Raw genomic sequence first — 21,559 nt, forward strand, 5'->3', positions numbered from 1 at the left:
GGTGTGTTACTCGGAATTCTCAGGTGCCGCGACCTGCCGCTGCACGGCCGCCTTCACGAGGCCCGCGAACAGCGGGTGCGGACGCGTCGGCCGCGAGCGCAGCTCCGGGTGCGCCTGCGTGGCGACCAGGTAGGGGTGGACGTCGCGCGGGTACTCGACGTACTCGACGAGCTTGCCGTCCGGCGAGGTGCCCGAGAAGAGGATGCCGGCCTTCTTCTCCAGCTCCGCGCGGTAGGCGTTGTTCACCTCGTAGCGGTGGCGGTGGCGCTCTTCGACGTACTCCTTGCCGTCGTACACCTCGCGCACGATCGAGCCCTCGGCCAGCTTGGCCGGGTACATGCCCAGGCGCATGGTGCCGCCCATGTCGCCCTCGCCGGCGACGATGTCGAGCTGCTCGGCCATGGTGGAGATGACCGGGTGGGCGGTGGCCGAGTCGAACTCGGTGGAGTTGGCGTCGGTGATGTCGGCGAGGTTGCGGGCCGCCTCGATCACGATGCACTGCAGGCCCAGGCAGAGGCCGAGCAGCGGGATCTTGTTCTCGCGGGCGTAGCGGATGGCGCCGACCTTGCCGAGCACACCGCGGTCGCCGAAGCCGCCGGGGATGCAGACGCCGTCGACGTCGCCGAGCTGCTGCGCCGCGCCGGCCGGGGTCTTGCAGTCGTCGGACGTGACCCACTTGATCTTGACGCGGGCCTTGTTGGCGAAGCCGCCGGCGCGCAGCGCCTCGGTGACCGAGAGGTAGGCGTCGGGCAGGTCGATGTACTTGCCGACCAGGGCCAGGGTGATCTCGTGGTCGGGGTTGTGGACGCGGTCGAGCAGGTCGTCCCAGGTCGTCCAGTCCACGTCGCGGAACGGCAGGTCCAGCTTGCGGACGACATAGGCGTCCAGGCCCTCGCCGTGCACGGTCTTCGGGATGTCGTAGATGGAGCGCGCGTCGGGGCAGGCCACGACAGCGGCCTCGTCGACGTCGCACATCAGCGAGATCTTGCGCTTGATCGCGGTGGGGACCTCGCGGTCGCAGCGCAGGACGATCGCGTCCGGCTGGATACCGATGTTGCGAAGCGCCGCGACCGAGTGCTGGGTCGGCTTGGTCTTCAGCTCGCCCGAGGGGCCGATGTAGGGCAGGAGCGAGATGTGGACGACAAAGACGTTGTCGCGGCCGACCTCGTGCCGGACCTGGCGGACCGTCTCCAGGAACGGCAGCGACTCGATGTCGCCGACCGTGCCGCCGACCTCGGTGATCACGACGTCGACCTCGTCCGTCGCCATGCGGCGGATGCGGTGCTTGATCTCGTTGGTGATGTGCGGGATGACCTGGACGGTGTCGCCCAGGTACTCGCCGCGCCGCTCCTTGGCGATCACCGTGTTGTAGACCTGACCGGTGGTGACGTTGGCGGAGCCGTCGAGGTCGCGGTCGAGGAAACGCTCGTAGTGGCCGATGTCCAGGTCGGTCTCGGCGCCGTCGTTGGTGACGAACACCTCGCCGTGCTGGAAGGGGTTCATCGTGCCCGGGTCGACGTTCAGGTACGGGTCGAGCTTCTGCATCACGACGCGCAGGCCCCGCGCCTTGAGCAGCATGCCGAGACTGGAGGCGGTGAGGCCCTTGCCGAGTGAGGAGGCGACACCCCCGGTGACGAAGATGTGCTTGGTCGTCGTTGATTTGGGCGGCATGGCCAAGAGGGGGCTCCCGTGGTCTCTGTCTGGGGGTGCGGTGCGGCGGTCCGGGCCGGAGATATCCGGTTTTTCGCGGAGGCGTCGTCGCTGCGGTTCGGGGGTTTCGTGCCCACCGGTCCACGGGCTACCAGGGTATCAGCGCCCGGGAGGGATGGCTTCCGGCCACGCTCCGCGCTCACGTCGACACGGACACGCACGAGTTACGCGGTTCTCACCGGTTGCTCACCCGTTCGGCCAAGGCGCGTTGCCCGGAGCGGCACGCAGATCATCTGCGTGCGTCGTATCCTGCTCGGACACTCGCTGCCGAGCCCGTCCGGACAAAACGGCACCACCCCCGCCCGTAACCACCGGAACAACGAGAGCTCGTCAGTTCGTTGAGCAACAATTGGCGTTTTGCCTGATGGCTGAGCGGCTGCTTTGCTTCACCGCTCAGCGACGCATTACAAACGACCCCTTGACCGCACTAGCGACAGCCCCATTGTGTTGTGGGGTGACGTGGCCGTTCGACTGGAGTTGCACGTGGCCGGGCGCATCGAAGATTACGCACTCATCGGAGACATGCAGACAGCGGCGCTGGTCTGCCGGGACGGCACGGTCGACTGGCTGTGCCTGCCCCGCTTCGACTCGCATGCCATCTTCGCCGGTCTGCTCGGCACCGAGGAACACGGGTTCTGGCGCCTGGGACCCGCCCACGCCTCCGACGCCCAGCCGCCCACGGCGGCCCGGCGCACCTACCGCGGCGACTCGCTGATCCTGGAGTCCGAGTGGGACACCCCGCGCGGCACGGTCCGCGTGATCGACTTCATGCCGCCGCGTGACGGCGCCCCGCAGCTGATCCGGATCGTGGAGGGCGTCTCGGGCCGCGTCCCGATGCGCTCGGCCCTCCGGATGCGTTTCTCCTACGGCCGGATCGTGCCGTGGGTGCACCGGCACGAAGGGCGCACGGTGGCCGTCGCCGGTCCCGACTCCGTGTGGTTCGACACCTCCGCGGAGACCTACGGAAAGTCGCTGACGACGTACGCGGACTTCACGGTCGCGCCGGGTGACCGGATCGCGTTCACGATTTCGTGGGAGCCCTCACACAAGGAACCACCGGCGCTGCCGGAGCCGGAGCAGTCGCTGGAGGCGACGGAGGAGTTCTGGCGCGAGTGGGTGGAGCACTGTACGTACCACGGTCCGTACCGTGAGGCCGTGGTCCGCTCCCTGATCACACTCAAGGCCCTCACCTACGCCCCGACGGGCGGCATCGTCGCCGCCCCCACCACCTCCCTGCCGGAGGACATCGGCGGCGTGCGCAACTGGGACTACCGCTACACCTGGCTGCGTGACGCGGCCATCACCCTCTCCTCGCTGCTGCGCACCGGCTACCGCGAGGAGGCCCGCGCCTGGCGCGAGTGGCTGCTGCGAGCCGTCGCCGGCGACCCGGAGAACCTCCAGATCATGTACGGCATCGCGGGCGAGCGCGAGCTCGGCGAGGCCGAGCTGGACTGGCTGCCGGGGTACGAGAACTCCGCCCCGGTCCGGGTCGGCAACGGCGCCGCGCACCAACTCCAGCTGGATGTGTACGGCGAGGTCACCGAGGCCCTGCACCTGGCCCACATGACGGGCCTGGCCCGCAACGACTACGCCTCCCTGCTCCAGCTGAAGCTGATCCGCTACCTGGAGGACCACTGGGACGAGCCGGACGAGGGCATCTGGGAGGTGCGCGGCCCGCGCCGCCACTTCGTCCACTCCAAGGTGATGGCCTGGGTCGCCGTCGACCGCACGATCAAGCTCATCGAGTCCGGTGACGCGGACGGCCCGCTGGAGAAGTGGCGCGAGCTGCGCGACGACATCCACCGGGACGTGTGCGAGCGGGGCTACGACAAGGAGCGCAACACCTTCACGCAGTCGTACGGCTCGAAGGAACTGGACGCCTCGCTGCTGCTGATTCCGCAGATGGGCTTCCTGCCGCCGGACGACAAGCGCGTGATCGGCACGATCGAGGCGATCCAGCGGGAGCTGTCCACCTCGGACGGCTTCATCCTGCGCTACCCGACGGACGGCAGCAAGGAAGGCGTCGACGGGCTCCCCGGCGACGAGGGCGCCTTCCTCGCCTGCTCGTTCTGGATGGCGGACGACCTCGCGATGATCGGCCGCGTGGACGAGGCCCGCCAGCTGTTCGAGAAGCTGCTGGCCCTGCGCAACGACCTGGGGCTGCTCGCCGAGGAGTGGGACCCGCGTCTGCAGCGCCAGGTCGGCAACTTCCCACAGGCCTTCAGCCACGTCCCGCTGATCGACACAGCCCTGCGACTGACGGCGTCCGGAGCCTACGGAGGCTGAGCAGGTGTAGGTTCCCAGATCCCCTGTGCTGCAGCAGGACGGCGTGGCCGCTCCCTCCTACCCTGGAAGCGACAGATGCCCCTTCCGGAAGGGGGCGGCCATGGCTCCCCCATCGAAGGCGGGCAGGGCCCTCGCCGCGCTGCGCGCGGATCTGGTCGGCGATGTGTTCGCCCCGGGGGACGCGGGGTACGACGAGGCCCGGACCGTGTTCAACGCCATGATCGACCGGCGTCCCGCCGTGATCGCGCAGTGCGCGGACGAGGCCGATGTCGTCCGGTCGGTGCGCTTCGCGAGGGACCTGGACCTGCATGTCGCGGTGCGCGGCGGCGGGCACAGCGTGGCGGGCATGGCACTCGGTGACTGCGCCCTCGTCGTCGACCTGCGCCGTATGCATGAGGTGACCGTCGATCCCGCGGCCGAGGCGGTACGGATCGGGGGCGGGGCCACGATGAGCCACCTGGACCGCGCCAGCCAGCCGTACGGCCTCGCCACGACCGGCGGCCGGGCCTCGACCACCGGCGTCGGCGGCTTCGTGCTGGGCGGCGGCACGGGCTGGCTGGACCGCTGGTGCGGGCTGGCCGTCGACAACCTGCTCGGCGTCGAACTGGTCACCGCCGACGGCTCCCGGGTGCACGCGAACGCCGACGAGAACCCGGAGCTGTTCTGGGCCCTGCACGGCGGCGGCGGCAACTTCGGCGTCGCCACCGCGCTCACCCTGAAGCTGCATGAGTTGCCGCAGTTCTCCGTCGCCTTCCTGCTGCACCTCCCCGAGGCCGGCCCCGAGGTCGTGCGCACCTACCGCGCGATCATCGAGTCCGGTCCGGTGGAGGCGGGTGGCGCCGTGCTGTATCTCACCGGCCCGCCCGAGGAGTTCGTACCGCCGCACCTGGTCGGGCAGCTGCTGTGCGCCGCGGTGCTGACGTACGCGGGTACTGAGGAGGACATGCGCAAGCTCGCCCAGCCGCTGCTGGCGCTGCCGCACGAGTCGGAGATCGTCACCGCGCTGCCGTACGCCGACTTCCAGACCATGCTCGACGATCCGCCCGGCATGCGGAACTACTGGTCGGCGGAGTACGTGACGGGCCTGCCCGACGAGCTGGTGAACGTCTTCTGCGCCCTCGCGGACACCGTGCCCGTGCCGACCGGCACCCAGCACCTGCTGTTCCCGCAGGGCGGTGCGATCGCCGCCGGCCCCGCGGAGTACCCGGTGCCCTATCGGGACGCGCCGTGGGCGGTGCACCCCTTCGGGGTCTGGGAGGATCCGGCAGACGACGAGCGGGGCGTGCAGTGGGTGCGGAACGTGCGCGCGGGCGTCCAGCCGTGGAGCACCGGCGCGGTCTACCTCAACTTCATCGGCGACGAGGGCGCGGAGCGCGTGGACGCCGGCGTGGGCGCCGAGAACATCCGGCGGCTGGCCGAGGTGAAGCGGCGGTACGACCCGGACAACGTCTTCCGGTTCAACCACAACATCAGGCCGGCCTGAGTGCCGTGAGCGTACGCTCCCCCGCCGGATCGGCCGCGGTCGCCGGGACCAGAGCGATCTCGTCGAGGCCGGCCTCGGCATAGGCGTCCATGCGGGCGCTTACGGCGTCGAGGTCGCCGACCAGGCCGACGGTGGCCGCAGCCGCCGGCGGGAGTGCGCGGAACAGGCGATCGCGGTCGGCGCCGGCCGCCGCCAGCTCCACCGCCTCGCCGAAGCCGGCCGCGGTGAACATGTCGCGGTAGCCCGGCACGGTCAGATAGCCGGCGATGCTGCGCAGGACCTGGGCGAGGGTCTCCGGCTCCGGTCCGACTGCCGCGGGCAGCCAGGCGGCCAGCGTCGGCGGGGTGCGGCCCGCCCGCTCGGCCGCGGCGAGCAGCTTGGCGCGCAGTTCGCGCACCTGCTCCGGGGAGACGAGGTCGAGCAGCATGCGGTCGGCGTGGGCGGCGGCGGCCGCGATCGCCCGGTCGCCGAACGCGGCCACGGTGAGCGGGCCGCCGGGCGGTGGGAGGCGCCGCAGGAAGGGGCTGCCGGGCACGACCGGCTCGCCCGGTGCGCCGCGCAGGAATTCCCGTACGGCCGCCGCGGACTCCGCCAGTGCGGCCGCGGGCCGCACCCGCGGCCGGCCGTGCACGCCCTCGACCACCCGCTTGCTGGACGTGCCGAGCGCCACCCCGACCGGGCGGCCGACGACGGCCGCACATGACGCGGCACCGCGGGCGAGGGTGTACGGGTCACGCACGGACACCGGCACGGGCCCGGCCGTCAACGCGGCCTGCCCGGTGCTCCGGCCGATCGCCGTGGCCAGCACGAACGCGTCCCACGTCGGCCCCTCACCGGCCCACACCTCGCGATAGCCGAGCCGGTCGGCGAGCACCGCTACCCGCAACGGCTCGTCGACCGGACTGTCGTCCTCTCGCCCCACGGCGACCACACTGATGTCCATGATCGGGCGGCTACCCGGCCGGGAGCGCCGCAACCAGCCAGCGGGACCGGTCGGACGCCGGAACGTCCGCGCAGGTAGCGTCCGTCGCATGGACAGCCGCACGGACAACCGATTCGACAGCCAGGGCGCCGGCATCACCGTGCAGCAGGCCCTGGAGCTGCCGGGCCTGCGCAGCGGGCTCCCCGAGGTCCTCGCGGGCGCCGACCGGCTGCAGCGGACCGTGCGCTGGGTGCACGCCGGCGAGGTGCCGAACATCGCCTCGCTGCTCAAGGGCGGCGAGCTGCTGCTGACCACGGGGTACGGGCTCGGCACCCGCCCGGCCGACCAGCGCGCGTTCGTGCGCACCCTCGCCGAGCGTGGCATCGCGGCCCTGGTCGTCGAGCTCGGCCCGCGCTTCACCCGGCTGCCCGCCGCCCTGGTCGAGACCGCGCGGACGGCCGGTCTCCCCCTGGTCCAGCTGCACCGCGAGGTGCCGTTCGTGGCGGTCACCGAGGAGATCCACACGGAGATCGTCAACGGCCACTACGCGCTGTTGCAGCGGGCGGAGGAGGTGCACCGCCGGTGTACCGAGGCGCTGCTGGGCGGCGGCGGAATCCCGCAGGTCCTCGGCATCCTCGCCGACTTCAGCGGCAACCCGGTCTTCCTGGAGACGACGGACGGACGGCTCCTGTACGCCGCCGGAGCCGGACCCGAGGGCGCGGATCCGCTCCAGGTGTGGGAGGGGCTGCGCGGCCAGCACAAGGACGCGCCGCCGCCGTCGGGCTCGGTGCTCGTCGACGTGCCCGGCGGGGGCCCGGGAACGGGCTCGGTGCGCGCCCGGCTCGCGCTGCTCCCCGTACGCGCGCCCCTCGCCCCGGTGCACCGCATCGCCGCCGAACGGGCCGCGGGCATCCTGGCCGTGGTCCTGATGCAGGCCCGCCAGGAGGAGGAGCTGGCGGCACGCGGCCGCGGCGACTTCCTGACCGACCTCGCCGAGGGACGTGTCGCCGCGGAGGACGCTCCGGCGCAGGCGCGCGTGCTGGGCTTCAAGCCGGGCGACAGCCCACTGCTGCCGGTGGTCATGCGGCTGGGTGACGCGCTCGCCCCGGGCGGAGGCTGGGCGGTGCTGGCGCGCGCGGTCGCCGAGGAGCTGGCGTCCGTGGGAGTCCCGGTCCTGCTGGGCGTACGACCCGTCGAGGGCCGTGTCCCGCTCCTCCTGGGCCTGCGCTCGGAGTCGGAGCGGTCGGCGGTCGCGGACCGGGTGGCGGCGGCGCTGCGGGCCGGTGTGGAGCGGGCGGGGATGCAGCGGCCGGGAGCCCGGCCGCCGGTCGTGGTCGTCGGGGTGGCCGGTGGCTGGGCGGCGGCGTCGGCGGGCCTGCGGCACGCGGCGGAGACGGCGACCGCCGCCCAGGGCCTGTCCGACCGCCCCTGGTACGACGCCCGCCGCCTCGACATCGACCTGCTGCTGTGGCGGCTGCGCGACCACCCCGACCTGGCGGCCTTCGTGGACCGAGCGATCGGCCCCCTCCTCGACCACGACAACCGCTCCAAGCCCCCGCTGCTGCCCACGCTGCAGACCTACCTGGCCCACGCCGGCCGCAAGGCGGAGACGGCCCGCGAACTCCACCTCAACCGCCAGACGCTGTACAACCGCCTCGCCCGCATCGGCGAGTTGCTGGGCACCGACCTCGACGACCCGCAGACGGTACTGGCGTTGAGCCTGGCGCTGCGGGCACGACGACACGTGCCCTAGATCAGCGGCCGAGGCTGCGTCAACTCGTCGTAGACGCTGAGGACCTGGGCGACGGTCTCGTCCTCGGTCGGCCACGTGGCCGCCTGCCGGGCGCCCTTCTCGGTCAGGAGCTCCCGGTGTCCGGGGTCGTCGAGGAGGCGTACGACGGCTTCGGAGAGCGCCTCGGCGTCGCCGTACGGGACGAGTTCGGCGGCGTCGCCGACGAGTTCGGGGATGCCGCCGACGTCGGTCGCGACGAGCGGCACGCGCGCGTGGAGGGCCTCCTGGGCGAGCACGGACCGCGACTCCCACCGGCTCGGCAGCAGTGCGAGATCCGCGGCGGCGATCAGCTCGCCCACGTCGTCGCGCCGCCCGATGAGCCGCACCGGCAGTCCCTCGTCCTCGATACGGCGCTGGAGCACCGCCCGCAGCGGGCCCTCCCCCGCGATGACGACCAGCGGTACGGGGTCGAGCCGGCGCCACGCGCGCGAGGCGTCCAGCAGCACCTCGTACCCGCGGTGCGGGTCGAGAGAGCCGACGGCCATCAGCAACGGGCGTCCGGTGGCGCCGAGTTCGGCCCGGATCTTGGGACGCCGCCGGTCGGGGTCCTCGGGCTCGACAGAGCTGCGGGGACCGGGCAGGGCGACAGCGGCGAGCCGCGCGTCCCGCGCGCCCGTGCGGCGCGCCCGGTCCACGAGGGCCGAGGTGGTGCCGAGCACCACGGTGGCGGCCTTCACCACCCGTCGCTCCAGCAGGCGCACGAGATGGGCGCGCGCGCCCTCGGCGTGCGCGCGGTCGTGCCAGGTGACGACGAGCGGAGTCCGCCGCCCGCTGAGGGCGAGAACGGCCCGGAAGGAGGCGTGCAGCCCATGCGCGTGCACCAGGTCGGCATCCGCGCAGGCGGCCCGCAGCGCTGCCACGGACCCCGGGTCACTGCTGCGCGGCACGTGCACGTGTTCGGCGCCGGCGCCCGTGAAGTCGTAGAAGTGATCGGCCTCAGTGGGGGCGCACACCGTGACCCGCACGCCCCGTGCGGCGAGCCCCGCGGTCAGGGAGCGCACGTGTGCGCTGCTGCCGGCGTTGCCTCCGCCCAGCACCTGCACGGTGCGCAGTGGCGACTGGCCGTGCGGTGAGGGGCTGCTGACGGGGCTCACGTGGCCGGGGGCTCCTGGTTCGGCATCGGACGGTCACGACGAAACGTACAGAAGGATCGGGCGCGGGGGGCGTACCGCGTGGTTTCCTCCATGTCCTACGCCAAGGATGCCAGGACGTACGGGTGTTCCGGGAACCCCGAGATGGCCGACTCCTTCCGGCACGACCGCACGGGTCACTCACACGAGTGAACGCGCCGCCTCACTCACCCGGTCGCCGCAGACCGCCGCGGCCACGACGGCGGCGGCGTGGGCGGCCAGCCCCGCACGCCCGTTCGCGGCGACGACCGCGGCACCGAGAACGGCCCCCAGCGCGTGCGCCCCGGCGTCCCCGATCATCACACGCTCCCCCAGGTCGTCGGGCAGCACGGCCGCCGCCGCACCCACCGCGACAGCGGCCAGTTCCGCCCCGGGCCCCTTCCGCAGCAGCCCGGGCGCGGCGAGGACGAGCACCGCCCCGGCGGCCCTCCCCGGCCGTACGTCCACGAGGTTGACGAAGTGCGCGGCCCCGGCGATCACGATCCCCGCGAGCACCTTGTCGAGCGGCCGCTCCTTGAGCAGCGCTCCCGCGACGAGCCCGGCGCCCGAGATCCCGAACAACTTGACCGCACCACTGGTGACTTCACCCTCCCGGAGCGCGCGGAGATGCGCCCGGAAGCCGCGCCGGTCGTCCCCGGCGACATCGTCGTACGCCCCGCAGACACCGGCGGCGGCCACGGCGAGCCCGGCGGCCGGCCGGATACGCGCGGCCCCGACGGCGGCCGCCAGAGCGCTCGCGGGTCCGGCGTACAACTCCACCGTCCGCCCCACGTGGTTCGTCCGCTCCCAATGAGCACGGCCGCCCGGCGCCTTGACGCGCAGGGCGGCCGCCGTGGCACGGGTGAGAGCGGCGGCGAGTGCGAACGAGGTGGTCCGGGAGGTGCGGTTGATCATCCCGCCACCCTACGGACCCATCGAACCCGTCGACGGGTCGGCGTCGGCTAGGCGTCCGCCCGGGCCGCCGCCAGCAGCTCCTCCGCATGTGCTCGGGCCGTCTGCGAGTCCTCCTGGCCGGCGAGCATCCGGGACAGCTCCCGGATCCGGTCCTCCCCTTCGAGCACCTTCACACCGGAGCGGGTCACCGAACCGTCGTTGGTCTTCTCGACCAGCAGCTGCCGGTCGGCGAAGGCCGCCACCTGCGGCAGGTGGGTGACCACCACGACCTGCGCGGTCTTCGCGAGCCGCGCGAGCCGCCGCCCGATCTCCACCGCCGCCTTGCCGCCGACACCGGCGTCGACCTCGTCGAAGAGGTACGTCGGCACCGGATCCGTCCCGGCGAACACGACCTCGACCGCCAGCATCACGCGCGAGAGCTCACCACCGGACGCGCCCTTGGCGATGGGCCGCGGCGGGGCGCCCGGGTGCGGGGCCAGCAGCAGCTCCACCTCGTCGACACCGGACGGCCCGTACCCGACCGTACGCCCGCCGACCTCGACGCCCTCCGGGTCCTCCGTCTGCCGGATGTCGAACGACACGCGCGCGTGGGGCATGGCCAGCGAGGCCAGCTCCGCGGTCACGGCGGCGGCGAACCGCTCGGCCGCCTCGACCCGCGCGTCCGTCAACGCCTGCGCGAGCCCGCCCAGTTCGCTCCGCAGCGCGTCCCGTTCGGCGGTCAGCTCGTCGATCCGCTCGTCGTCGCCGTCCAGCTCGGTCAGCCGCGCGGCGCTCCGCTCGGCCCAGGCCAGCACCGAAGCTGTGTCCTGGCCGTCCCGACCGTACTTCCGGGTCAGCGCGGTGAGCGCCGCCCGGCGCTCCTCGACGGCCGACAGCCGCAGCGGGTCGGCGTCGAGGTCGTCGGCGTACCCCGCCAGCTCCCCGGCCACGTCGCCCAGCAGGATCCCGATCTCCCCGATCCGGTCGGCGAGCGCGGCCAGCGCCGGATCGTGCGAGCGCACGGCCTCCAGGGCCCGCTGTGCGCCCGCGACGAGCGTCGCCGCGTCGATGCCCTCGGGGTCCTCCGGATTGCCCGCGAGAGCGGCGTGTGCGGCCGTCGCGGCCGACGACAGCGCCTCCGCGTGCCCGAGCCGCTCCGCCTCCTCGGCCAGCTCCACGTCCTCATCGGCGCGCGGCTCGACCCCCGCGATCTCGTCGAGTCCGTAGCGCAGCATGTCGGCCTCCTGGGCCCGCTCACGCGCGCGCGTGACGATCTCGTCGAGCTCGACGGCCACGGCCCGCAGGCGCCGATAGGCCTCCGTGTACTTGGCGAGCGGGCCGGCGACCGCGTCGCCCGCGTACCGGTCCAGCGCCTGCCGCTGCCGCGAGAGCTTCAGCAGCCCCTGCTGGTCGGTCTGCCCGTGCACGGCCACCAACTCGTCGGCGAGCTCCGCGAGCACCCCCACGGGCACGCTCCGCCCGCCCAGATGCGCCCGCGACCGCCCCTCGGCGGAAACGGTACGGCTGATCAGCAGAGCCCCGTCGTCGAGCTCGGCCCCCGCCTCCTCCGCCCGTACGACCGCGGCCGCGCCCGTGGGCACGGCGATACGCCCCTCCACGACCGCGCTCTTCGCCCCGATCCGCACCAGCGCCGCATCCGCACGCCCGCCCAGCAACAGCCCCAGGCTGGTGACGACCATGGTCTTGCCCGCACCCGTCTCACCGGTGACCGCGGTGAACCCGGGCGACAGCTCGACAACAGCGTCGTCGATGACTCCGAGCGACCGTATCCGCATCTCCTCCAACACGGACACGACCTTACGAGGTCGGGGGCGGGATGTGCGACGGCACCCGCCCCGGTTACGAGAAGCCGCAGGTGGAGGAGAGCGGATCGGCGGCTTTTGTCACCCGGGCGGGTGGACTGACGTCACGAACAGCTACGGCCGAGCCCCGCGCCACCCGGACACGGGCAACGCGAACTTCGCCACCAGCCGATCAGTGAACGAAGCGTGATGCAGCCGAGCCAGCCGCACCGGCACAGCTCCCCTCCGCACCTCCACCCGCGCCCCCGGCGGCAGCTCGACGGTCCGCCGCCCGTCACACCACAAAACCCCGGGCTGGATGTGCGGCAGCACCTCGACGGCCAGCACGGAATCGGGCGACGTGACCAACGGCTTCGCGAACAGCGCATGCGCGCTGATCGGCACCATCAGCAGCGCCTCCACCTCCGGCCACACCACGGGCCCGCCCGCGGAGAAGGCGTAGGCCGTCGACCCGGTCGGGGTCGACAGGACGATCCCGTCACAGCCGAAACCGGTCACCGGCCGGCCGTCGATCTCCAGCACGACCTCGAGCAGCTTCTCGGCGGACACCTTCTGCACGGCCGCCTCGTTCAAGGCCCAGTCCGTGTGCACGATGGCGCCGTTGCGGTGCACGACGACGTCGACGGTCATCCGCTCCTCGACCTCGTACGCCTTGGTCACCACCCGGTCGACGACCTTGTCGAGGTCGTCCCGCTCGGCCTCCGCGAGGAACCCGACGCTGCCGAGGTTCACGCCGAGCATCGGCACCCCGGACGCCCGCGCGAACTCGGCGCCGCGCAGCAGCGTGCCGTCACCGCCGAGCACGATGAGCAGCTCGCAGCCCTCCAGGCACTGCGGGGTGGCCTCCTTGACCAGCTCCACCTCCTCCGGCAGCGGCAGGTCGCGCGCCTCGGCCTCCAAGACGCGCACGCCGATGCCGGACTGCAGCAGTCCCTTGACCACGAGTTCGGCGCTGCGGATGGCCGCCGGCCGCCCGGTGTGGGCGAGCAGGAAAACAGTTCGAGCTCGGTTCTGTGTCAACGCGGCCCCTCCGCCACTGCACGGTCAACGTCGGCCGGGTCCAGTTCGGGTGCACCGGCCCGCAGCCACAGAAAGTACTCGACGTTGCCCGAGGGCCCGGGCAGCGGACTCGCGGTGACACCCTTCACCCCGAGTCCCAGTTCCCACGCCTTCCCGGCCACGCCCCGCACGGCGTCCGCCCGCAGCTGCGGACTCCGTACGACTCCCCCGCTCCCCAGCCGTTCCTTCCCCACCTCGAACTGCGGCTTGACCATCATCACCAGGTCGGCGTCCGGCTTCGCGCACCGCGCCAGGGCCGGCAGCACCAGCCCGAGCGGGATGAAGGACAGATCGCCCACGACAAGATCCACAGGTTCCCCATCGATCGCTTCAAGCGTCAACTCACGTACGTTCGTACGGTCCTTGACGGTGACGCGTTCATCGCTCTGAAGAGACCAGGCGAGCTGTCCGTACCCGACGTCGACGGCGACGACGTGTGCGGCCCCCGCCCGCAGCAGTACGTCGGTGAAGCCACCGGTGGACGCACCCGCGTCCAGCGCCCGCCGCCCCTCCACGACCAGCCCCTCCGGCACGAACGCCGCGAATGCCCCGGCGAGCTTGTGGCCGCCGCGCGACACGTACTCGGGGTCGCCGTCGTCGGACGCGACGACGATCGCCGCCGCGGTCTCCACCTGCGTGGCGGGCTTGGTCGCGACGGTCTTGCCGACGGTCACCCGTCCGGCGGCGATCAGCTGGCTGGCGTGCTCGCGCGAACGCGCGAGCTTCCTGCGGACCAGCTCCGCGTCCAGACGGCGGCGTGCGACTCCTGCCACGTTCGGTTCAGCTCCTCGTCCCGTACGGCAATAAAAAGGTGCGACCCGAAGGATCTCATTGAGGGGTGGCGGTCGGGTGGCGGGTGGGAGCCGGAAGGCCCGGGCGGGCGTCGAGCGCGGTGAGCACGTCGCGCAGCCCCCCGTGTACATCCTCGTACACCTCGACGTGCCCGTCGGTGGCGAGGTGATCGGCATCACCGAGCCGCTCCAGATGGGCGTCGACCTCGGCGTTGCCGGTGGGAGTGCGGGGCACGTCCAGCGCAGCGGGGGCGGCGGGGGCGTACGCGGGCTCGGCCTGCAAAACCGCCGCTTCCACCCGGGTGCCGACCTCGGGCACAGAGTCGCTCATGCCCTGACGCTACCTCGAACCGCTGGGGTACCGTCGATCACCATGGCCACGATCGAGGAGTGCCGCGTCGCGCTCGAGAAGCTCGCCGACAACATGGGGGGCGCCGAAGGCGACGTCCGCGCGGCCGCCGCCCTGGACCGCTCGGTGAGCTGCCGCATCACCGACCTGGATGTCACCTTCGCCGGCCGGCTCACCGGCGGCCGGATCGAGGTGCTCCACACCTTTGCGGGCCCTGCGCGCGAGAAGGCCGAGATCCGGCTGGCCATGGCCGGCGACGACCTGGTGGCGCTGGTCGACGGCGAGCTGAACTTCGCCAAGGCCTGGGGCTCGGGCCGGGTGAAGCTGGAGGCAAGCCTGTTCGACCTGTTCCGGCTCAGGAAGCTCCTGTAGCGGCGACCTTCGCTTCCTTCGCTTCCGTACGTGCCTTGCGTGCCGCCGGCACCACCAGGGGCGTCCCCGTCTCCGGGTCGTCGATGACCTGGCAGCGCAGCCCGAAGACCTCCTCGACCAGCCCGGCCGTGACGACCTCACCGGGCGCGCCCTGCGCGATGACCTGCCCGTCGCGCAGGGCGATGAGGTGGGTGGCGTACCGGGCGGCGTGGTTGAGGTCGTGCAGGACGGCGACCAGCGTGCGGCCCTGCTCCTCGTTCAGTTCGGCGCACAGGTCGAGGACGTCGATCTGGTGCTGGAGGTCCAGGTACGTCGTCGGCTCGTCGAGCAGCAGCAGCGGCGTCTGCTGGGCGAGCGCCATCGCGATCCACACGCGCTGGCGCTGACCACCGGACAGTTCGTCGACGTAACGGTCGGCGAGCTCGGCGACACCGGTCTGCGCCATCGACTCCCGCACGACCCGCTCGTCCTCGGCGGACCACTGGCGCAGGATCCCCTGGTGCGGGTAGCGGCCGCGGCCCACCAGGTCCGCGACGGTGATCCCGTCGGGTGCGATCGACGACTGCGGCAGCAGGCCGAGGGTACGGGCGACCTTCTTCGCGGGCATCGACTGGATGACCTGCCCGTCGAGCAGCACCCGGCCATGGCTCGGCTTCAGCATCCGCGACAGCGCCCGCAGGAGCGTCGACTTGCCGCACGCGTTCGGACCGACGATCACGGTGAACGAGTTGTCGGGGATCTCCACCGACAGCTGTTCGGCGATGACGCGCTGGTCGTAGGCGAGGGTGACGTTCTCTGCGGACAGGCGGTTCACGGTGCTCCTTCGGTTGTTCAGCCCGCTGCTGGGGTTGGCGCTCATATCCGGCCCGCCCTGCGCTCGGTGACCAGCAGCCACAGCAGGTAGACGCCGCCGAGTACGCCGGTGACCACGCCCACGGGCAGCTGGTCGGCGCCGAAGGCCCGTTGTGAGGCCCAGTCGGCGGTGACCAGGAGGGTGGCGCCCATGCACAGGGACGGCACGAGGTTCGGCCCGGGCGAGCGGGTCAGCCGTCGGGCGAGCTGCGGCGCGGTGAGCGCCACGAAGCTGACGGGGCCTGCGGCGGCGGTGGCGGTCGCGGTGAGCAGGACGGCGGCCACCATCAGCAGCAGCCGTACGCGCTCCACGCGCACCCCCAGGGCGTTGGCGACGTCGTCGCCCATCTCCATCATCCGCAGCCCGCGGGCGTTGGCGAGGACGAGCGGTACGAGCACGGCACACAGGGCGAGCAGCGGCCAGACCTGTTCCCAGCCGCGGCCGTCGAGGGACCCGGTCATCCAGACGACGGCCCGGGCCGCGTCGACGAGGTCGGACTTGGTCAGCAGATAGCCGTTGACCGCCGTGACGACCGCGGACACACCGATGCCGACCAGCACCAGCCGATAGCCGTGGACGCCCTGCTTCCAGGACAGCAAGTAGATGGCGAGGCCGGTCACCAGACCGCCCACGAGCGCGCCGACGGTGACCTCGTTGGCGTCACCGGACAGCAGTACGATCACCACGAGCGCGCCGGCCGTCGCCCCCTGCCCGAGGCCCAGCACGTCCGGACTGCCCAGCGGATTACGGGAGATGGACTGGAACAGCGCACCGCCGAGCCCGAGCGAGGCGCCCACCAGGAGCCCGACGAGGACCCGCGGCAGCCGCAGCTCGTTGACGATGAACTCCTGCCCCGGACTGCCGTCGCCGGCCAGCGTCTTGAGCACGTCGCCGGCCGGGATCGGGAAGTCGCCGGTGCCGATCAGCACGACGCTCGCGGTGAGCGCGGCGGCCAGCAGCAACACGACGACGGTGAACCCGCGTACGTCCAGCCGGACGGAGAACCCGCCCGGAGTGCGCAGCGCGCGAGTGGCCCGGTTCGCCCTGGTGGCCCGGGGGGTCTTGGCTGCGGCCTTCACTGCGGTTTTCACTGCGGTCTTCACAGCTGCGCCGTCCTCCGCCGTCGTACGAGAAAGATGAAGACCGGGCCGCCGATGAGCGCGGTGACGATGCCGACCTGGAGCTCCGACGGCCGCACGACGACCCGGCCGACGACGTCCGCGCCGAGCAGCAGCACGGGCGAGAGGACCGTGGCGTACGGCATGATCCAGCGCATGTCGGGCCCGGTGAAGGACCGCACGATGTGCGGGACCATCAGCCCGACGAACACGATGGGGCCACAGGCGGCGGTCGCGGCTCCGCACAGCACGGTGGCGGCGAGCATGGACAGCGCCCGGGTGCGGTTGAGGTGGGCGCCGAGCGCCTTGGCGGTGTCGTCGCCCATGGACATGGCGTTGAGCGGCCGGGCGAGAGCGAGAGCGAGGACCGTGCCGGCCGCGATGAACGGCAGTACCTGGGTGATGGTCGAGTCGGTCGCCGACGACAGCGACCCGACCGTCCAGAACCGCATCCTGCCCAGCGCCGCGTTATCCATGATCATCACGGCCTGGACATAGCCGTAGAGCGCGGCGCTGATCGCGGTGCCGGCGAGCGCGAGCCGCACGGGTGTGGCACCCCGGCTGCCGCCGAGGAACCAGACCAGCGCACCGACGGCGGCCGCGCCGAAGAACGCGAACCACACATAGCCGCTCAGGCTGGTGACACCGAAGTAGGTGATGGCCGTGACGACCGCGGCGGACGCGCCCGCGTTGATGCCGAGCAGCCCGGGGTCGGCGAGCGGGTTGCGGGTGAGCGCCTGGAGGACGGCCCCCGACAGGCCGAGCGCCGCGCCGGCGAGCAGCCCGAGCAGGGTCCGCGACAGCCGCTCGTCGACCACGACGTCGCCGTACGTGCCCGTGTTCGTGAACAGGCCGTGCCAGACCTGCCCCAGGGACAGCTCCTTCGCCCCGATCGCGATACTCGCCAACGCGACGAGCACCAGGACCGCGACGGAGACGAGCAGCCCAAGGCTGCGTATCGCCCGGCGGGTTGGGGGCGCGGGGGCGGTATCCGCGCGCTGTTCGGGAGGACTGTCAACCAACACGCAGTTAGGTTAGCCTACCCTCGCATTTACCTCGATCTCTGGTCACGGCCGTTCCCAGGTTCACAGGTTCGCGTTCACCGAGAAGGCTCCCTGCGCGGATTCACCACGGAGACACACCGCCCGGCGCGACGCCCGGCTCACCGCGGAGACGCACCGCCCGGCTCACCGCGGAGACGCACCGCCCAACTCACAGCCCCAGCCGCGCCAGCGCCTTCCCCCCGTCCAGCCCGCACGAACCCTCCCCGGCCGCCGTCCAGGCCGCCGCACACAGCGCGCGCAGCCCGTCCAGGGCTTTTCCGTCGCCCTCCAGCTCCAGCTCGGCACCGGCGGTCGCCGTCCAACCGCCGCACCGGAAGCTCTTGCCCGCCTCGATGACCTCCGGCTGCCCAGTCAGCAGCCCCCGCAGATCGGCGTCGACATATGTCGGCCTGTGCTGCGGCGGCGCGGCGAGCAGCTGCGCGCCGTCGGTCACGCCGGTCAGCACGAGCAGCGAGTCGACGTCCCCGTTGAACGCACCCTCGATGTCCGTGTCCAGCCGGTCCCCCACCACAAGCGGCCGCTCAGCGCCCGTACGCAGGATCGTCTCCCGGTGCATCGGCGGCAGCGGCTTGCCCGCCACCTGCGGCTCGGCACCCGTCGCGATCCGTACGACCTCCACGGCCGCCCCGTTGCCAGGCGCGATCCCGCGCGCGCTGGGAATCGTCAGGTCGGTGTTGGACGCGAACCACGGAACCCCGCGCGCGATGGCGTAGCACGCCTCCGCGAACCGCCCCCACGCCAGCTCGGGACCGCCGTACCCCTGCACCACGGCCACCGGCTGGTCCTCCGCGGACTCGACGGGCTCCAGCCCGCGCTCACGCAGCGCGACCCGCAGCCCCTCCCCGCCGATGACCAGCACCCGGGAGCCGGCGGGCACCTGCTCACTGATCAGCCGCGCCACCGCCTGCGCCGACGTGATGACGTCGGCCGCGCCCGTCGGTATCCCCAGCTCCGTCAGGTGCTCGGCGACCGCGTCCGGCGTCCGCAGAGCGTTGTTCGTGACGTACGCCAGATGCATCCCGCCCGCGCGGGCCGTGGCGAGCGACTCGACCGCGTACGCGATCGCGTTCCCGCCCGCGTACACCACCCCGTCCAGGTCGAGCAGCGCCGTGTCGTACGCCTCGCTCAGGGCCTGCCCACTGCCCTCGGGACTCGTCCTGACGCTCCGGCTCATTCCACATCGCTCCTCGTTCGATCCCTTTCCCCGATCATCCCTCATGCCACTGACACACGTACGATGCCGGGATGAACTCTGCAGGTCACTCGGAAGCAACGGCGCCCCGAGGCCTGGAACTCACCCCGTTCCGAGGCCTGCGCTACGACCCCGAGCGGGTCGGCAGCCTGGCCGCCGTGACGTCACCTCCGTACGACGTCGTCGTACGGCCCGACGGCGTGCACCACCTCCAGTCCGCCGACCCGCACAACATCGTCCGCCTGATCCTCCCGCAGGACGGCACCCCCAGCGCCCGCAACGAACGCGCGGCCGACACCCTGCGCCGCTGGCTGGACGAGGGAGTCCTGACCGCCGATCCCGAGCCCGGCCTGTACCTCTACGAACAGTGCGACGGCGCGGGCCTGCTCCAGCGCGGCATCATCGGCGCCCTGCGCCTGACCGAGCCGTCGGAGGGCGTGGTCCTGCCGCACGAGGACGTCATGCCGCACGTCGTCGCGGACCGCACGGCCCTGATGCGCGCCACCTCCGCGAACCTCGAACCCCTGCTGCTGACCTACCGCGGCGACGGCGCCACGGCCGGCGTCATCGAACGCACCGCCGAACGGCCCCCACTCCTGTCGACGACCACGGAGGACGGCTTCAGCCACCGCCTCTGGTCGATCAAGGACCCCACCGACCTGGCGTGCGTCCAGACGGACCTGTCCCACCACCAGGCCCTGATCGCCGACGGCCATCACCGCTGGGCGACGTATCTGCGTCTACGCGCGGAGCACCCCTCCCCCAGCCCCTGGGACTACGGCCTGGTCCTCCTCATCGACACGGTCCGCTACCCGCTCCGCGTCCGCGCGATCCACCGCCTCCTGCACACCCTGCCGCTCACCGACGCCCTGGCCGCCCTCGACGGCCTGTTCCGCGTACGCCGCCTCGAGATCCCGTTGCTGGAGGCCCTGGCGACACTCGCCGAAGCGGCCCGCGCCGGCAACGCCTTCCTGCTGGCCGGCGACGGCGGCTTCCACCTCGTCGACCGCCCGGACCCGGACCTCCTGGCCCGTACGGTCCCCGCCGACCGCCCGGCGGCCTGGCGCACCCTGGACGCCACCGTCCTGCACACCACGCTCCTCGATCATGTCTGGCACATCCCCGAGGACTCCCCCGCCCACATCGCCTACATCCACGACACGGCCGCCACGGTCGAGAAGGCGGAACGCGACGGCGGTACGGCCGTCCTCATGCACCCGGTCCGCGAGGAGGTCGTCCGCGACCTCGCCCGCCAGGGCGTCACCATGCCCCGCAAGTCGACGTCGTTCGGCCCGAAGCCGGCGTCGGGCCTGGTGCTGCGCGCGCTGGAGCTCTGACAACTCCGGCTCCGACATACGAAAGGGCGGGACCCCGTTGCCGGGATCCCGCCCTTACTCACTGCCGTACGTCAGTCCTGGTCGTCGGCCTTGTCGTCGGCCTTGTCGTCGGCCTCTTCGTCGGCCTGGTCGCGGTCGTCGCCGCCGTCCGCCTCGGAGACGGAGACGTCCTCGGACTCGTCCTCGCCGTCGTCGAGGACGTCGACGAACTCCACCCCGTCCAGCTCGGCGAGCCGGTCAGAGGCGTCCGTGCTGCCGTCGCGGTCGGCCTCGACGGCCTTCGCGAACCACTCCCGCGCCTCGCTCCGCCGGTCGGCGGCGAGCAGCGCGTCGGCGTACGCGTACCGCAGCCGCGCGGTCCACGGCTGTACGGAGTTGGAGGCCAGCTCGGGGCTCTGCAGCGTCACGATGGCCGCGTCCAGCTGCCCCATGTCACGCCGGGCACCGGCCGCGACAAGCCGCATCTCGACCTGACCGGCCTTGTCGAGCTTGTGCACCTCGGGGGCGCCGGCCATGTCCAGGGCCTTCTCCGGCCGCCCGAGCCCGCGCTCGCAGTCGGCCATGACGGGCCACAGCTCAACGGTGCCGGTCATCCGCCGCGCGGCCCGGAACTCGGCGAGCGCCTCGCTGTACTTCTGGTTCGCGTACGCGGCGAACCCGGCCGCCTCGCGCACAGCAGCGACACGGGACGCAAGCCGCAGAGCGATCCTCGAGTAGGCATAGGCGCCCTCGGGATCCTCGTCGATCAGCCGCGCGACCATCACCAGGTTCTTGGCAACGTCCTCCGCAAGCGTCTTCGGCAGGCTCTGCAGCTCCTGCCGTACGTCCTGGTCGATCTCGTCGCCGGTGACGTCCTCGGCGATCGGCAGCCGCTTGATCGGCTCCCGGTCCCGGTCACGCTCGTCACGGAAGCGGCCGCCGCCGCGCCGGTCGTCACGCCGGTCGTCGCGGCCACGGAAGCCACCGGGACGCCCGGAGCGGTCGTCGCGTCGGTCATCACGGCGGGGACCACGGCTGCCGCCGCGATCGTCACTGCCCCGGAATCCACCGCGGTCGCCCCGGCTGTCGTCACGACGGCCGTAACCTCCGCGATCTCCGCGGTCCTCCCCGCGCCGGTCGTCACGACGGTCGTCCCGCCGATCGTCACGGCGGACACCAGGACGATCGCCGCGGTCATCACGACGGAAGGAGGGACGCTCACCACGATCATCACGACGGAAGGGAGCACGCTCACCACGGTCATCACGACGGAAGGGAGCACGCTCACCACGGTCATCACGACGGAAGGGAGCACGCTCACCACGATCGTCACGACGGAAGGGAGCACGCTCACCACGGTCATCACGACGGAAGGGAGCACGCTCACCACGGTCATCACGACGGAAGGGAGGACGCTCACCACGAT

The 21,559-nt window shown here is 72.3% G+C and carries 18 protein-coding genes; 5 read left to right on the plus strand and 13 right to left on the minus strand.

The features are described 5' to 3' along the window. Nucleotides 1-6 precede the first annotated feature (6 nt). A complete protein-coding gene (gene pyrG, locus ABT114_RS20405; RefSeq protein WP_351144204.1) occupies nucleotides 7-1,671 on the minus strand; it encodes a CTP synthase in 1,665 nt (554 codons plus the stop codon). 522 nt (nucleotides 1,672-2,193) lie between these two features. Here pyrG and ABT114_RS20410 point away from each other — a divergent pair. Together ABT114_RS20410 and ABT114_RS20415 are read left to right on the plus strand one after the other, a co-directional pair. After that, nucleotides 2,194-3,996: a glycoside hydrolase family 15 protein gene (locus ABT114_RS20410; protein ID WP_351144205.1), complete on the plus strand. Its 1,803-nt coding sequence runs from the start codon at nucleotides 2,194-2,196 to the stop codon at nucleotides 3,994-3,996. 100 nt (nucleotides 3,997-4,096) lie between these two features. Then, nucleotides 4,097-5,479 carry an FAD-binding protein gene (locus tag ABT114_RS20415; protein ID WP_351144206.1) on the plus strand — a complete coding sequence of 461 codons (1,383 nt, stop codon included), beginning with the start codon at nucleotides 4,097-4,099 and terminating at the stop codon, nucleotides 5,477-5,479. On the opposite strand, the gene ABT114_RS20420 is transcribed toward ABT114_RS20415, so the two are convergent. Further along, nucleotides 5,466-6,422: an LLM class F420-dependent oxidoreductase gene (locus ABT114_RS20420; protein WP_351144207.1), complete on the minus strand. Its 957-nt coding sequence runs from the start codon at nucleotides 6,420-6,422 to the stop codon at nucleotides 5,466-5,468. The two genes, ABT114_RS20415 and ABT114_RS20420, sit on opposite strands and share 14 nt — an antisense overlap. A gap of 88 nt (nucleotides 6,423-6,510) precedes the next feature. Here ABT114_RS20420 and ABT114_RS20425 point away from each other — a divergent pair, with 88 nt between their 5' ends. Continuing rightward, nucleotides 6,511-8,154: a PucR family transcriptional regulator gene (locus ABT114_RS20425; RefSeq protein ID WP_351144208.1), complete on the plus strand. Its 1,644-nt coding sequence runs from the start codon at nucleotides 6,511-6,513 to the stop codon at nucleotides 8,152-8,154. Here ABT114_RS20425 and ABT114_RS20430 read toward each other — a convergent pair. The 6 genes from ABT114_RS20430 to ABT114_RS20455 all read right to left on the minus strand — a co-directional run bounded on the left by ABT114_RS20430 (nucleotide 8,151) and on the right by ABT114_RS20455 (nucleotide 14,200). Then, a complete protein-coding gene (locus tag ABT114_RS20430) occupies nucleotides 8,151-9,287 on the minus strand; it encodes a glycosyltransferase family 4 protein (protein ID WP_351144209.1) in 1,137 nt (378 codons plus the stop codon). The two genes, ABT114_RS20425 and ABT114_RS20430, sit on opposite strands and share 4 nt — an antisense overlap. A 177-nt stretch (nucleotides 9,288-9,464) precedes the next feature. Next, nucleotides 9,465-10,217 (minus strand): hypothetical protein, encoded by a 753-nt coding sequence (locus tag ABT114_RS20435; RefSeq protein WP_351144210.1) that lies wholly within the window; start codon nucleotides 10,215-10,217, stop codon nucleotides 9,465-9,467. Between the two features lie 47 nt (nucleotides 10,218-10,264). Beyond that, nucleotides 10,265-11,992 carry a DNA repair protein RecN gene (gene recN / locus ABT114_RS20440; protein WP_351144231.1) on the minus strand — a complete coding sequence of 576 codons (1,728 nt, stop codon included), beginning with the start codon at nucleotides 11,990-11,992 and terminating at the stop codon, nucleotides 10,265-10,267. Between the two features lie 141 nt (nucleotides 11,993-12,133). Continuing rightward, a complete protein-coding gene (locus ABT114_RS20445; RefSeq protein ID WP_351144211.1) occupies nucleotides 12,134-13,039 on the minus strand; it encodes an NAD kinase in 906 nt (301 codons plus the stop codon). Continuing rightward, entirely contained in the window at nucleotides 13,036-13,851 is an 816-nt protein-coding gene (locus ABT114_RS20450; RefSeq protein ID WP_351144212.1) for a TlyA family RNA methyltransferase, read from the minus strand. Before ABT114_RS20450 ends, ABT114_RS20445 begins: the two co-directional genes overlap by 4 nt. A 55-nt stretch (nucleotides 13,852-13,906) precedes the next feature. Beyond that, on the minus strand, nucleotides 13,907-14,200 hold the full coding sequence (locus tag ABT114_RS20455) for a hypothetical protein (RefSeq protein WP_351144213.1): 294 nt from the start codon (nucleotides 14,198-14,200) through the stop codon (nucleotides 13,907-13,909). Nucleotides 14,201-14,242: 42 nt separating this feature from the next. Between ABT114_RS20455 and ABT114_RS20460 the strand changes: the two genes are divergently transcribed. Beyond that, complete coding sequence (locus ABT114_RS20460; protein ID WP_351144214.1) at nucleotides 14,243-14,590, plus strand: SCP2 sterol-binding domain-containing protein; 348 nt, start codon at nucleotides 14,243-14,245, stop codon at nucleotides 14,588-14,590. Here the strand turns inward: ABT114_RS20460 and ABT114_RS20465 are convergent. The 4 genes from ABT114_RS20465 to ABT114_RS20480 form a co-directional block, all read right to left on the minus strand. Beyond that, complete coding sequence (locus ABT114_RS20465) at nucleotides 14,574-15,449, minus strand: ABC transporter ATP-binding protein (protein ID WP_351144215.1); 876 nt, start codon at nucleotides 15,447-15,449, stop codon at nucleotides 14,574-14,576. The two genes, ABT114_RS20460 and ABT114_RS20465, sit on opposite strands and share 17 nt — an antisense overlap. Further along, nucleotides 15,446-16,522, minus strand: coding sequence for a FecCD family ABC transporter permease (locus ABT114_RS20470; protein WP_351144232.1), 1,077 nt, complete (start codon nucleotides 16,520-16,522; stop codon nucleotides 15,446-15,448). The genes ABT114_RS20465 and ABT114_RS20470 overlap by 4 nt, the downstream gene beginning before the upstream one ends. Nucleotides 16,523-16,542: 20 nt before the next feature. Continuing rightward, nucleotides 16,543-17,586, minus strand: coding sequence for a FecCD family ABC transporter permease (locus ABT114_RS20475; protein ID WP_351144216.1), 1,044 nt, complete (start codon nucleotides 17,584-17,586; stop codon nucleotides 16,543-16,545). A 187-nt stretch (nucleotides 17,587-17,773) separates the two neighbouring features. Continuing rightward, complete coding sequence (locus ABT114_RS20480) at nucleotides 17,774-18,799, minus strand: HAD hydrolase-like protein (RefSeq protein WP_351144217.1); 1,026 nt, start codon at nucleotides 18,797-18,799, stop codon at nucleotides 17,774-17,776. Nucleotides 18,800-18,870: 71 nt separating this feature from the next. Here ABT114_RS20480 and ABT114_RS20485 point away from each other — a divergent pair, with 71 nt between their 5' ends. After that, nucleotides 18,871-20,154, plus strand: coding sequence for a DUF1015 domain-containing protein (locus ABT114_RS20485; protein ID WP_351144218.1), 1,284 nt, complete (start codon nucleotides 18,871-18,873; stop codon nucleotides 20,152-20,154). A gap of 71 nt (nucleotides 20,155-20,225) precedes the next feature. Here the strand turns inward: ABT114_RS20485 and ABT114_RS20490 are convergent, their stop codons facing one another. Next, nucleotides 20,226-21,023, minus strand: a complete 798-nt coding sequence (locus ABT114_RS20490; RefSeq protein ID WP_351144233.1) for a hypothetical protein — start codon at nucleotides 21,021-21,023, stop codon at nucleotides 20,226-20,228. Between the last annotated feature and the right edge of the window lie 536 nt (nucleotides 21,024-21,559).

Source organism: Streptomyces sp. NPDC002088 (genome assembly GCF_040296605.1).
Classification (GTDB): Bacteria; Actinomycetota; Actinomycetes; order Streptomycetales; family Streptomycetaceae; genus Streptomyces.